We start from the raw sequence: 14,366 nt of genomic DNA, 5'->3' as shown, positions 1-14,366 counted from the left end.
ATCTAAAGAGAAATTACTAGATTATATTTAAAAGATTTAAAGGTCTATCCAATAAATAAGCGTAAAGATGAGATAAAAAGATATCTTAACTTAAAGTTAAAAGAAAAGATAGAAATTTTATTAATTAATATAGATAGAGAGTGGGATTTAAAAATAAAGAAAATCAAATCTAATTCGGAAGATAGTGATGAAAGAAGGGCTGAGTTAAGAAAATTATATGATGAAAGAGATGGAGTAAAAGCTTATATAAAGCAAGACTCTAAAAAAGTAATGAATGAATATTTTAAGAGTTGGCGAGGTATTACATCAAAAGATATATACTTAAATATGTTTAAAGATGAAACCGTATTTGATATAGCAGTAGATAATAGAATACCATTTCAGCTTTTAGAATATATGAAAGAAGAAGTTGTTGGTAACTTTGAAAAGGGAATAGTAGATGAAGATGATTTAGCGGCACTTTTATATATTCACATACTTTTAGAGGGAATTGAAGATAAATCTAAATTTAAGCATATAGTAGTAGATGAAGCGCAAGATTATAGTCCATTGCAAATAGAGGTTATTACTAATTTGACTAGAGGAAACTCATTAACTCTAGTAGGGGACTTAGCCCAAGGCATTTATTATTATAAAGGAATTAAAAACTGGAAAGATGTAACGGAAAAAATATTTAACGGTAATGCTACGTTTATATCTTTAACTCAAAGTTATAGATCAACTGTAGAAATAATAGATTTTGCAAAACATGCATTAGAAGCTCAAAATTTAGGAATAATTCCTGCAAAACCGGTATTAAGACACGGTGATGATCCTATTGTTAAATTGTCTAGTGATAAAAAAGAATCTGCTAAGCTAATAGAGGGGATAATACAGGAGATAGAGAATAAAGGAAAGAGTAGTATAGGGATTATAACAAGAACTATAGAAGAAGCAAAAGAATTAGAGAAGAATATCAAAAGATACTGCAAGAGGAAAATACAGATTATAAAAGGAAATGAAAAAGATTCACCAGATGATATAGTAATAATACCATCCTATCTAACAAAAGGATTAGAGTTTGATGGAACAATTATTTATAACCCACTAGAGAGCAACTATAAGGATAATTTGTTAAATCAAAGATTGCTTTATGTAGCATTAACTAGAGCATTACATTATCAATATGTAATAGCGGAAGGTGAAATAAGTAGAAATATTAAGTATTAATTAATAATAACTATTAATTCCGAGTGAAATGGTCAATAATCGGATTTTTTGACTTATAACAGTTATAAATTATATTTTAAGATTGAAATATAATTTGGTAAAATATAAGATAGATTAGTAAATTGGAGGTTAAATGAATGGCAGTAGAGCAGTTAAAGGAAAATATATACTGGATTGGTGTAAAGGATCCTGAATTAAGAATATTTGATATAATAATGGAAACGAAAAAAGGAACTACGTATAACTCCTATTTAATTAATGATGAAAAAGTAGCAATACTTGATATAGTGAAAAATGGATTTTATAATGAGTTTAAAGAAAACATTAAAAATATAATTGGTGATAAAAAAATTGATTATGTTGTGGTACATCATACAGAGTTAGATCATAGTGGAGCTCTAATAGATTTATTAAAGGATTATCCAGAGGTAAAAATAGTTGGTTCAAGAGCTACTTTAAAATACTTAAAAGATATTTTAAATTGTGAGTTTAATGCTAAAGAAGCTAATGAAGAAATTAATTTAGGAAATCATACACTAAGCTTTATAAGTGCTCCAAACTTACATTGGCCAGATACAATGTTTACTTATATAAAAGAAAAAAATACTTTATTTACTTGTGACTTTACAGGTTCTCACTTCTGTCCAGAGGGAAGTATGACATGTGAGCTTAATGATGAATATTTTGCAGAGATGAAATATTACTATGATTGTATAATGGGACCATTCCCTAAATATGTTAATTTAGGACTTGAGAAAATAAAAGATTTACAAATAGATATGATAGCTCCAAGTCATGGACCAATACATGTTAGAGAAATAGATAAGATATTAGAGCTTTATAAAGAATGGTCTAAAGAAGTAGAAGTTGATTCAAATAAGGTTGAAATTTTCTATATATCTGCTTATCACAACACAGAAATGATGGCTAACTTCTTTAAGAAAAAGCTTGAGGAAAAAGGATTTATAGCAGATGTTACTGAGATAACTACTATTCCTCTAGAAGAATCTATAGAGAAGATTTCTAAAGCAAGGGGATTTTTAATAGGATCTCCAACAATAAACAAAGATGCTGTTAAGCCGGCTTGGGATTTATTATCACTTGTAAGTGCAATTACAAACAGAGATAAGGTTGCAATGGCTTTTGGATCTTACGGCTGGAGTGGAGAAGGAGTTCCTATGCTTACAGAAAGACTTCAAAGCTTAAAAATAAAAACTGCTCCAGGATATAAATTCTGCTTTGTACCTTCAGAAGAGAAATATGAAGAGGCAGAAGATTATTTAGATGAGTTTATAGAGTTAATGAGATAAATAAATTGTAAATATATAATTTTAAATTAATGTGGAAACTGCTTAGGCAGTTTCTATTTTTTTATTTCTATTAGAGAATTTTCATTTATAGTTTAGGATTTTTATTTGAATTGTTTGACGATTTTTTGGATTGTTAAGGTAACACAGATTGATTGTAAAATATGTTAAGTTAATTTGTGTTTTAACCTTATATAATGTAAAATAATTAAAGGAACTTAAAGAAAAGGGGAAAATAAATGAACTACATATTATTAATAATAGGATTTTTTCTACTTATAAAAGGTGCAGATATTTTTGTGGATGGAGCTTCTAGGATTTCTAAAAAGTTAGGTATTCCATCTGTAATCGTTGGATTAACAATAGTATCATTAGGGACAAGCGCTCCAGAACTTGCGGTAAGTATTATATCATCACTTCAAGGAAATAATGAAATAGCAGTAGGAAATGTATTAGGGTCTAATATCTTTAATACGCTTATGGTATTAGGAGTAACTTTAATAATAATGCCACTTATAATAAAAAAATCAACTATAAAGAAGGATTTCTTTATTAATATAGCAGTTACTACATTATTTCTACTATTGACTTTTAATGGAATACTGTTTGGCAAGGATAATTACATTTCTAGATTTGATGGATTAATATTATTGGCCGGATGTATATTATATATCGCTTTTTTAATTTGGACCGTTAAAGGAAGTAAAACTAACAATGCTAAGGATATAGCTGCAGAAATGGCTATAGAAAATGCAGATATAGAAGAAGTAAATATACCTAAAAGTATTATAGCTCTACTAATAGGAGGAATAGGTATTGTAATAGGTGGTAAGATAGTTGTTGATTCGGCATCAAGTATTGCAACAGCTTGGGGAATGAGTGATAAATTAGTAGGACTAACTATAGTTGCTATGGGAACATCTCTCCCTGAACTTGTTACATCAGCTATGGCAGCGCTAAAAGGCGAAGAGGACATGGCTCTTGGAAATATATTAGGATCAAATATATTTAATATTTTATTGATAATAGGAGCATCTTCAATAATTAGTCCTATTTTAGTATCATCAACGCTAGTAGTTGATTTTATATTCTTAATTTTAGTTACTATATTAATAGCAATTTTAATTTTTGCACATAAAGGTAAAGAAAAAAGATTAGGAAAATTAGAAGGTATATTATTTGTAGCTTTATATATCGGATATATGTCTTATATAATATTTAGAAACTAATTAAATCTCTAGGTGATAGAATTACTATTTTTGTAATTTGCATCACTTAGAGATTTTTAATTTTTTATACTTGTTAACTAAAAGTTAATAAATAACTTATAATAAAATATGGAAAAACTTTAAAAGGGGTATTGTTATTGAGGATGTTTGGCAGTATAATAATCCCATGGAGGGATGAAAATGAATTTTCAAAGTAAATTTTCGCAATATATAAAGTGGTTAGTACTTGCTTATGTTGCTATAGGGGTATTTCTTTTATTTCAAAGTAAATTAATATTAGATTTTACATTGAGCTCATTCTTATTAGTAGGACCTTTTGTTTTATGTACGATAGCTTATGGGGTCTTAACATTAAATAAGAAATATATAATTTCAGGTATTGGAGTAGGAGTGCTATATGTAGTGGCTTTAGCAGTTTTTAGTCCTCTGATAATGCCCAAAGAACATAGAAATTTAATAGGAAATATTGAAGAAGTAGAATTTTCTAGCCAAATAGAACATATAGATTTAAAGCAGTTGCCTACTATTGATAAACAATTGGCAGCAAAGTTAGCAGATAAAAAGTTAGGTGAAATACCAAGCTTAGGAAGTCAAGTTACAATTGGAGATTTAACATTACAGAGTGTTGCAGGTCAATTATATTATGTTGCACCATTAGAACATTCATCATTATTTAAATGGTTGACTAATAATGAAGGGACAAAAGGTTATATTAAAGTAAGTGCAACAAATCAAAATGATGTACAATTAATTACAGAGTTAAATGGACAACCTATACATTTAAAATATCTTGAGTCTTCATATCTTTTTAGTGATTTAGATAGAGCTGCATATTTAAGAGATATGAGAGCTGGTCATGCAGATTATACATTTGAATTAGATGATGAAGGAAATCCTTATTGGGTTATAACTAGATACGATAATGCAATTGGGTTAACTGAGCAAAAGGCAATAGGTGTATTAATAATCGATGCTCAAACTGGTAAATCAAATGTTTATGATATTGAAAATACGCCACAATGGGTAGATAGAATTCAGCCTGCAGGATATATAAATAACTACTTAAATAAGTGGGGGGAATTAGTTCACGGTATATTTAACTTTAGCGATAAAGATAAATTAAAGACTACGCAAGGTATGAACATAATATTTAATGATGATAAATGTTATTATTATACTGGAATAACTTCTATAGGAAATGATGAAGGTTTAGTTGGATTTACATTAACGGATACAAGAACAGGAGAAACTACAATGTATAAAACAGCTGGTGCTACAGAGGTTGCAAGTATGCAATCAGCTGAAGGTAAGGTTCAACAATTTGGATATAGTGCAACATTTCCATATTTAATAAATATTCAATCAGAGCCAACATACTTTATGACTTTAAAGGACTCTAATGGATTAGTTAAACAGTATGCAATGGTTAATGTTAAAAATTATAGCACTGTTGCTGTTGGGGATTCATTACAGACTACATTAAATAGATATATTGAAGCTTTAACCAATACTAATATTTCTTTAGAAGGTTCAAATAGTGAAGAAGTTTTAGAAGGTGAAGTTGAAAGAATTGGATTAGTACTAAAAGAAGGTTCAAGTATATATGATATTAAGATTAAAGGATTAGATAATATATTCTCCGTATCAACAGAAAGTTCTAGAGAAGCTGCATTAACAAAAGTAGGAGATAAAGTTTCTCTTAAGTTTATTAAAGTTGGAGATGGAAAATATATTATAACAAATTCTTTTGAGAACTTATCATTAAAAGAGAATAAAGTTGAAAGCTCATCAGTAGAAAATTCATCTACAACAGAGTAGTTTAGAGAAAAGACTTCAGAGTAATTCTGAAGTCTTTTATTCTTTATAATAATAATTTGAAGATGATTTGATAGGAGAATTGTTTAAAAGTACTCCTATTACGTTAGTATTTAATCCATCTAGTATTTCTTTAGTATTTATTAAAGCAGACTTTGTTGTATAACCCAATTTAGTTACTATTACTGTACCATCAACAAAAGTTGATAAAACTTGTGAGTCAGCTACTAATGGTAGTGGAGGAGAATCTATAAGAATAAAATCAAATTTTGATGATAGCCTATCTAAGAGCATTTTCATACCATTAGAACTTATAAGTTCAGATGGATTTGGTGGAATTACCCCTGCTGTCAATATTGATAAGTTATCTATTTTTGATGATTGAAGACATTCTTCTAATTCAGCTTGATTTGATAATATATGAGATAAGCCAATAATATTACTTAATGAAAATAAACGATGAATTTTGGGTTTACGCATATCACAATCGATTATAATAACTTTTTTATTAGTTAAGGCCATAGAAATTCCTAAATTGCTGATAAGAGTGCTTTTACCTTCACTAGGAGATGAGGAAGTAAAGAGTATTTTTTTTAAGTCGGAATTAACATTGCAAAATTGCAAATTAGTTCTTAAAATATTTATTGCTTCTGTAGGTAATGATTTAGGAGATGCATTAGCAAAAAGATAGTTATCTTCATTATTAGTATTTATTGATGAGAAGTTAGGAATCTCACCTAATATAGGTAAGTTAATCAATTCTTTTAACTCATCCTTATCTTTAATACGCTGGTCTAAGTAATTTATAAGAACAACTAAAGATATTGAAAATATTAATCCAAGTATAAACGATAAAGTTATATTTATTATTATATTGGGTTTTGTAGGTTTTTCGGGAATTGGCGCAGTATCTACTAAAATAACATTATCTACTCCCCTAATCTCTGAAGAGATATTTTTTAATGAAAGTGCTAATTGATTTGCTACTAATGTTGTAACTTCAGGAATTTTATCTTCTACAGTGATATTTATAAATTCACTTTCAGTAGTGGTTTTAATTTGAATCATTGATGCTAAACTTTCTAAATTTAAATCTAATCCAGTATTTTCTATAACATCCTGCAATACAATTTTTGAAGTCAGAAGTTCTGAATAGGTTTTAACCATCTTTTGATACATAACAATATCATAAGAACTTTGATAAGAGGAATAATCATCTGATATTGATTGATTTGGACCTATTATCACTGAGATTTTTGATTCATATGTTGGATCAATAAAAAATAGCGTTGCAATTGTGGAGATAATTATTGAACATATAGTAATTAATATAATAATTGATAGTTTTTCTTTAATAAGTTTAAAGTATTTAAATTTATTCATTGTACCTCCAAAGAATATAAATATTTATAAGATTTTAGTAAGTAACCAAAAGGTTTCTCTTATCATATTTATGGGAGTATAGCATGAGATGTTCTTAGGAGAGGAAATATTGTCAATGGGTTTATTAAAAAAAGGTAATAAAAAATTGAAAATGAAAATATTGCTTGTCAATAAATTTTATTATATTAAGGGAGGATGTGAAACCTATTATTTTTCATTAAAAAAATTATTAGAAGAGAAAAATAATAAAGTAATCCCTTTTTCAATGAATCACGAAAGAAATTTTTATAATGAATATAAAAATTATTTTATAAAGAATATTGATTATAATCAGAGCAATTTACTAGAGAAAATAGTAGGAGCATTTAAAATTATATATAATCTTGAGGCTAAAAGAAAAATAAAAAAATTAATAAAGGAAATACGACCTGATATTGCACACCTAAATAATTTTAATCATCAATTATCTCCATCAATATTATCGCCATTAAAAAAGATGAACATACCAATAGTATATACAGCTCATGATTTAAAGTTAATATGTCCTAATTATAAAATGTTAAATAAAAATGGTCTTTGTGAAAAATGCAAAGGTAATAGGTTTTATAATTGTACAATTAATAAATGTGTAAAGGAATCAAGACTTTATAGCTTAATAAATACATTTGAGGCTTATATTCACTACATTTTTAGTAGTTACCAAAATATAGATATAATAATTACTCCAAGCAAGTTTTTTAAAGATAAATTTGTGGAGTTTGGATATGAAGAAGATAAAGTTAGATATCTTCCCAATTTTATAAACATAGAAGAGTATAAGCCTAATTATAACTTTAAAAATTATTATATATATGTTGGAAGATTATCAGAGGAAAAGGGGGTAATTAATTTAATTAAAGCAGCTGAGAAAAATAAAGAATATTTACTAAGGGTAATTGGTACAGGCCCTATAGAGGGTGAATTAAAGAAGTATATAGAAGAAAGAAATATTCAGAATATAGTTTTTGATGGGTTTAAGATTGGGGATGAATTAAAAGCTTTAATTAGAAATGCTAGGTTTATGGTTATTCCTTCAATTTGGTATGAAAATAATCCTATGTCTGTAATTGAGAGTATGGCATTAGGAAAGGTGGTAGTAGGATCAAATATAGGAGGAATTCCAGAACTTATAAACAATGACAAACTATTATTTAAAAATAATGATATTGATAGTATGGCTAATATAATAAGAGAAATTTTTGAGTTAACTGAAGATGAGGTTATAAAAATAGGACAGAAGAATAGGGCATTTATTGAAGAAAATTATAGTAAAGAAGTGCATTATAATAAGCTGATGGAAATTTATGAAGAAGTAATTAATAAATACGAAGGAGTTAAAAAGTAGATTAAATGCATTTTGAGAGGGAAATATGAAAAAGAAATTGTTAATTATAAACGGATATGAGCAGTTTGGATATCATACAGATACTTATAACTATTGTTTATATTTATATAAAGATTTTAGTATTACTTTTATTTCTCCATATTTAGGATTAGAAAAGATAGTCAATGAAGATATAAATATTAAATATATACCGCAGATAAAAAATAGAGCTTTAAGATTTATTTTTAAAATAATATACATTATATTTTATACAATTGTAATAAATCCAGATATTATATTTTTGAAGTATTTCACAGGGTGTTCTATCATTAAGAAGCTTTTTTTAAATAAGAAGTTCGTACTAGATATTAGAACATCTCAAGTTGTTGGAACTTTGAAGGAAATTAGAAGCTATAATAATAAAATCTTGAAGGAGTCTGAAGTATTTGAAAATATAACTATAATAACTGATGAAGTAAGAAAGTTACTAAAGATTCCCGAAGATAAGTGTAATATATTACCTTTAGGAGGTAAAACTTTAATAAAACTAGAAGATGATTTAAACTTAGATTTAGATAAGAAAATATCTTTAATATATGTTGGAACATTTACTAGGCGAAGGATTATAGACACAGTAAAAGCTTTTAATAAATTAAGCGAAAAGTATAATGGGGAAAACTTAGAATATAAATTAATAGGTTTTTTTGAAAATGATATAGATGAAAAGATGCTACTAGAAGAGATAAATAAAAATCAATTTAATAATATTAAGTATTTAGGAAGAGTAAAAAATGAAGAGTTAGGAAAATACTTTTTAGAAAGTAATATAGGAGTGGCATTTATTCCTATAACAGAATACTTTACTAATCAACCTGCAACAAAGACGTATGAATATTTATTTAATGGATTGTTTGTTATAGCTACTTCTACAATTGAAAATCAAAAGGTAGTAAATAATAAAAATGGAATACTAATAGATGATACGGAAGAGGCTTTCTATGATGCTTTGGAGTATCTATATAATAATAAAGTATCATTTAGTAGAAGAGAAATAATTAATACTATTAATAATAATTCTTGGGAGAATATAAGTCTAGAATTAGGTAAGTATTTTAATAATATATTAGAAAATAATAAGAGATAAGTTTTTACAGAAACCAAGAGTAAATTATGAAAAAAGTAAGAAGTTAAAGGGGGGATAGAGGTTAATAATAAGCAGAAAGTCATTATTAATATAGCTATAATTACTATATTAATTGCTTGTATAGTATTAGCTAGTTATGTATTAAAAATAAATATAATAATATATTTACTGGGTATATTGATAATTAGTTTTATAGGAATATATGTATATATTAATGAAACAAGATTATTTATTATTACAATTTGGCTTGTTCTATTATCACCAAAGCTAGCAGAAATTAATGGGATATTTGCGTATATACCATATGCTCTATACATTTTACTAATTATTAAAATATTTGAGAAAAAGTTTATAGCAAAAGAAAAAATATTCATAAATAAGTATCTAGGCTTTACAACACTTGGATTATTATTAATAAATGCAGTATCCTTAATATATAACAATTACGACACCAATATAATACTTCTTACTTTTACTTTTCTAAAGAAGTTTTCATATATAATTTTTTATATATTTTTTACTAATATGAATGTAGAAAAGAAATATATAAATATAAACATGAAATTAATTTTAGTATATTCGCTTATACAGTTTCCACTTATTATTTTTCAGTTTATTTCAAATACAAATAGAGATAATATTTCAGGATTATTCGGTAAAAGTGGGACTGGAATATTAATTCAAATTTTTTTGTATATCCTTGTATTGATTATTGTTAATAAGGAAAATTTTATTAAGATTAAAAATTTTCAATTTGTTTTTGTAAGTTTATTACTAATGTATTCTGCATTAGCTGAAGTAAAGATTGGTTTTATATTAATACCGTTAATTTATTTAATGACTATATTTTTGAAAAAAGGTTCATTTAGAACTATATTAGCGATATTAATAATAGGACTTTTAATTAGTGTATCTTATAAAAGTTTTATTGAATTCTATCCAGATCAGAATTTATTTGGAAGTAGTGAGGAATTTGTAGACTATGCAAAAAATGCCTATGGAGTAGATTCAGTTAATAGATTTGGATTTATGAATTTATTAAAAAGTACAGTATTAACTAATAAATTTAAGATATATTTTGGCACTGGACTAGGAACTACAAATCCTAGTAACATAAATGTTTTAGCAGGAGCAGTTGCAATAGAATATGATTATCTGAACCTACATTTTTTTACATTACCACTAAATATAGTTGAAAATGGAATAATTGGAACAATAATGTGGATATCAATATATATATATATACTAGCAAAAAATGTTTATATGTATTTTAAGAAAAGAACAGATAAATCAATAATTAATATTATGAGTATAATAATAACTGTAATTTTTATTATTTATAATAGTTCGATTATAAGTTCAAGTATAATAATATTAATTCTATGGCTTATATTAGTTGTTAATAATGGAATAGATGATTAAGGTATATGTTATAAATTAATTTGAAATTTTATAAAAATACAGAAAGTATAAAATTTCAATGATTTATAACATATTTTTTATGTGTGAGTATTATATTATTATCAAGGTTTATAGAGAGGTATTTATATGAAAAAAAAAGTTATGTTTTTTTTAGAACACCTTGAAGGGGGCGGGGCGGAAAAGGTAGCTGTAGATGTATTAAATAAAATTGATAAAAAAAAATATAGTATAACCTTAGTATTATTATTCGGAATGGGAGTAAATATAAAGAATTTAGATCAAGAAATAAATGTTAAAACTATTATTAAAAAGCCCTTTGGAAGAATAGGTAATAAGATAGTTTTTAATTTTATGAAATATATACCTGGGGTATTTTATAAGTTATTTATGCCTAAAGAATCTCATATTGAAATTGCTTTTTTGGAAGGATTTGCGACTAAAATAATTAGTTACTCTACAAATAAAGAAAGTAAAAAAATCGCATGGGTTCATACTGATTTATCACAGAATAGATGGACAAATTATGTGTATAAAAGAGATGAAGAAATAAGTTGCTATAGAAAATTTGATGATGTCATATTTGTATCTAAAGATGCCTACTTAGGATTTGGTAAGATATTTAATGATGATAATATAAACAAGCATATAGTATACAATCCTATTATTATTGAAAATATTATAACAAAATCTAATGAAAGAGAAATATCATATAATGAATTCACAATAGTTTCAGTAGGTAGATTAGTGAATATTAAGGGATTTGATAGATTAATTAAGGCTCATGCTAAGTTAGTTGGAAAATTTCCTCACAGGTTAGTTATTATAGGTGAAGGCGAAGAAAGAAGAAATTTAGAGCAGTTGGTAAATACACTGGGGGTTAATGGGTCAGTTGAGATTATGGGATTTATAGAAAATCCGTATCCTTACATTAAAGCTGCTAATTTATTTGTATCAGCATCTAAAACAGAAGGGTATGGGGTCGCAGTAGCAGAAGCCATCTTACTAGCAAAACCAGTGATGATAACTGATATTAGTGGAACTGTAGAAGTATTAGGAGATAAAGAAAATGGAATCGTTTGTGAGAACTCTGAGGAAGGGATAGAGAAAGGCTTAGGCTATATATTGCAGAATAAGAACTTATTGCAATACTACGAAAAAAAGAGTATAGAGAGAAGAAGTTTTTTTCAATATAATATGAGAATTAATGAGATTGAGGAAATATTTGACCAAATAAAAGGATAAGAGGTGAGTTAAAATTAATACATTAATTTTAATATCAGGGATAGTATTGGTAATAATTTTAATGATTTTATGGGAGAAAATCATTAAAGTTAATAATCTATTAAATAAAGAACTAGATATAAAAGAATATACAGATAAAAATTTTGAAGCAAATGGGATAGGATATCTTAAAATATCTCCATATATAGGAGTTGGATATCAAAATGTTCATCCATCTTTAATATATTTTTACAAAACATGGAATGGATATAAATATTGGTTAGCAATAACTCCATATAGAAAGGAAAATGAGAGACTAGAGAACCCTTGTGTTATGTGCTCTAATGATTTAGTTAACTGGAATAAACCTAAGAGGGGGACAAACCCATTGGTATCTACAGAAGATGTGAAAATGTATCATTATAGTGATCCTCAGGTATTATTTAACAATAATAAACTTGAAATATGGTACAGGAAGAGAACCAGAGGAATCTTGGGAGATAGTGAAGTTATTTTAAGAAAATTAAGTTGTGATGGAGTGAATTGGAGTAAGGAAGAAGTATTAAATAGTTCACAAGGAACATTTAATCAGTTTATGTCACCAGTAGTTATAATTGAAGATGATAAATATTGCATTTGGGTTGTAGATTGGAAAAATAAAAAGATAAAATATTATGTAAGTAAAGATGGGACAGATTGGTGTTTTATAAGAGATATTATTATAGCTCCTATAGAAGGAAGATATGTATGGCATATGGACATTAAAAAGACTAGAAATGGATTTGAGATGTACTTTTCAGCAGCTTTAGATGAATATGATAATCAAAAGATTGCATATTGTTACTCAAAAGATAATGTAACATGGTCAATGCCAGTAATAGTTATGGAAAAGGGTAAAGAAGGAGCTTTTGATGAAGATTTTTTATATAGACCAACATTTATAGATATAGATAATAACAGATATATAATGTATTCAGCCAGGGATAAAAAAGGCAATTGGCATTGTAGTATTACTACTTGCACTGTAAATGAACCAACTAAGCTTAAGGGAATGATCATAAGATAAAAAATTTAAGGAGAAACTTTAATGATGAAGGGGAAAATTGAATTTAAGATAATCAATGAAATTAATGATTTTAAAAATTTAAAAGAAGCTTGGAGTGAATTATATAATAACCTTGAAAATAAAGAAATTTTTTATGAATGGATATGGATTGAAGAATATATAAAACATTTTAAGAATAGTAATTTTAAACTTTTTGTAGTAGTAGGTGAAGAAAATGGGGAAATAGTTACAATAGCGCCATTATATATTGAGGAAAAGAAATTTGGAATAATAAAAAAAAGAATCTTAAAATTTATTGTAGATAGAACTGCAGACTATCAATGTATATTGATTAGAAAAGATTATAACCATTATTCAGTATTAAAGAAATTATTTAAAATAATATTTGAAGATGAGAGATGGGATATGATTTCATTAAATAATATAAGTTATAGGGAAAAACAATCTATATTAATAGGTGAGGTAATAGGGCGATTTAGTGATGAGGCAATATGCTATAAAAAAGTAGAAAAAATTGCACCATATATTAATATTGGTGAGTTTGAAGAAAAAAGAAATGCAAAAAGATATAAAGAAATAGAAAGAAAAGAAAGAGTTAGTGATAAAAATGAAAATATTAATATTAACATTGATAGTAAGTGGGATAAAGATATATGGTATCAGTTAGTTGATATTCATAAAAATACTTGGAAAGACAGTATATTAAAAAATGAAGACTATGTGCAGTTCTATGAAAGTTTATTTTATAAATTATATGAGCGTGGAAAGCTAGAATTCTCTTACGTAACTTATGATAATCAGGTAATTTCAGGACATTTAGGGTTTAAATGCTGTAATAAGGTATATGGATATAATTTATATAATGATGAAAGTTGGAAAAAGTTATCTATGGGTGACATATTGATTAAGAAAGTAATAAATCACTATAAAAATAGCTATGATTTAATTGATATGCTATTAGGTGATGAAGAGTATAAGTTTTATTCTACAGATAGTGTAATTAATATTTGTGATTATACAATTATAAGAAAAAAACAGATATTATTAAGGTTAGGAAAGAAGATAAAATCATGTTTATGCAATTAGAATTCTAATTAAATTTAAAAGCAAGATATGATAAAAATGAAGGAGAAGTTATCTATGCTAATAGATAATAAAATTTATAAATTATGCAAGAAGTTTATTAAGAAGCATATTCATTGTGCAT

General features: G+C 26.3%; 11 protein-coding genes. 10 read left to right on the top strand and 1 reads right to left on the bottom strand.

From position 1 onward, the window contains the following. Positions 1 to 270 precede the first annotated feature (270 nt). From H8S20_RS20805 to H8S20_RS10540, 4 genes are all read left to right on the top strand, one after another. Positions 271 to 1,209, top strand: coding sequence for a 3'-5' exonuclease (locus H8S20_RS20805; protein ID WP_366456062.1), 939 nt, complete (start codon positions 271 to 273; stop codon positions 1,207 to 1,209). A gap of 137 nt (positions 1,210 to 1,346) precedes the next feature. Beyond that, on the top strand, positions 1,347 to 2,519 hold the full coding sequence (locus H8S20_RS10550) for an FprA family A-type flavoprotein (protein WP_186860087.1): 1,173 nt from the start codon (positions 1,347 to 1,349) through the stop codon (positions 2,517 to 2,519). Positions 2,520 to 2,755: 236 nt separating this feature from the next. Continuing rightward, entirely contained in the window at positions 2,756 to 3,745 is a 990-nt protein-coding gene (locus H8S20_RS10545) for a calcium/sodium antiporter (RefSeq protein WP_032119221.1), read from the top strand. Positions 3,746 to 3,925: 180 nt separating this feature from the next. Continuing rightward, a complete protein-coding gene (locus tag H8S20_RS10540) occupies positions 3,926 to 5,563 on the top strand; it encodes a hypothetical protein (protein WP_032119220.1) in 1,638 nt (545 codons plus the stop codon). 36 nt (positions 5,564 to 5,599) lie between these two features. Here the strand turns inward: H8S20_RS10540 and H8S20_RS10535 are convergent, their stop codons facing one another. Further along, entirely contained in the window at positions 5,600 to 6,943 is a 1,344-nt protein-coding gene (locus tag H8S20_RS10535) for a tyrosine-protein kinase domain-containing protein (RefSeq protein ID WP_032119219.1), read from the bottom strand. Between the two features lie 115 nt (positions 6,944 to 7,058). Between H8S20_RS10535 and H8S20_RS10530 the strand changes: the two genes are divergently transcribed. From H8S20_RS10530 to H8S20_RS10505, 6 genes are all read left to right on the top strand, one after another. Continuing rightward, entirely contained in the window at positions 7,059 to 8,327 is a 1,269-nt protein-coding gene (locus H8S20_RS10530; RefSeq protein WP_366456058.1) for a glycosyltransferase family 4 protein, read from the top strand. 25 nt (positions 8,328 to 8,352) lie between these two features. Then, positions 8,353 to 9,450, top strand: a complete 1,098-nt coding sequence (locus H8S20_RS10525; protein WP_186860086.1) for a glycosyltransferase — start codon at positions 8,353 to 8,355, stop codon at positions 9,448 to 9,450. Positions 9,451 to 9,627: 177 nt separating this feature from the next. Continuing rightward, the gene (locus tag H8S20_RS10520; RefSeq protein ID WP_186860085.1) at positions 9,628 to 10,872 is read left to right on the top strand and encodes a hypothetical protein; all 1,245 of its coding nucleotides are present in this window, start codon (positions 9,628 to 9,630) and stop codon (positions 10,870 to 10,872) included. A 126-nt stretch (positions 10,873 to 10,998) separates the two neighbouring features. After that, positions 10,999 to 12,114, top strand: a complete 1,116-nt coding sequence (locus H8S20_RS10515; protein WP_032119184.1) for a glycosyltransferase — start codon at positions 10,999 to 11,001, stop codon at positions 12,112 to 12,114. 61 nt (positions 12,115 to 12,175) lie between these two features. Continuing rightward, a complete protein-coding gene (locus H8S20_RS10510) occupies positions 12,176 to 13,159 on the top strand; it encodes a hypothetical protein (protein WP_032119183.1) in 984 nt (327 codons plus the stop codon). Positions 13,160 to 13,180: 21 nt separating this feature from the next. Next, complete coding sequence (locus H8S20_RS10505) at positions 13,181 to 14,245, top strand: GNAT family N-acetyltransferase (protein WP_032119182.1); 1,065 nt, start codon at positions 13,181 to 13,183, stop codon at positions 14,243 to 14,245. Positions 14,246 to 14,366 lie beyond the last annotated feature (121 nt).

The organism is Clostridium hominis, assembly GCF_014287825.1.
Classification (GTDB): Bacteria; Bacillota; Clostridia; order Clostridiales; family Clostridiaceae; genus Clostridium; species Clostridium hominis.
Note: the sequence above shows the minus strand (reverse complement) of the source record. Positions and strands in the feature narration are given on the sequence as shown.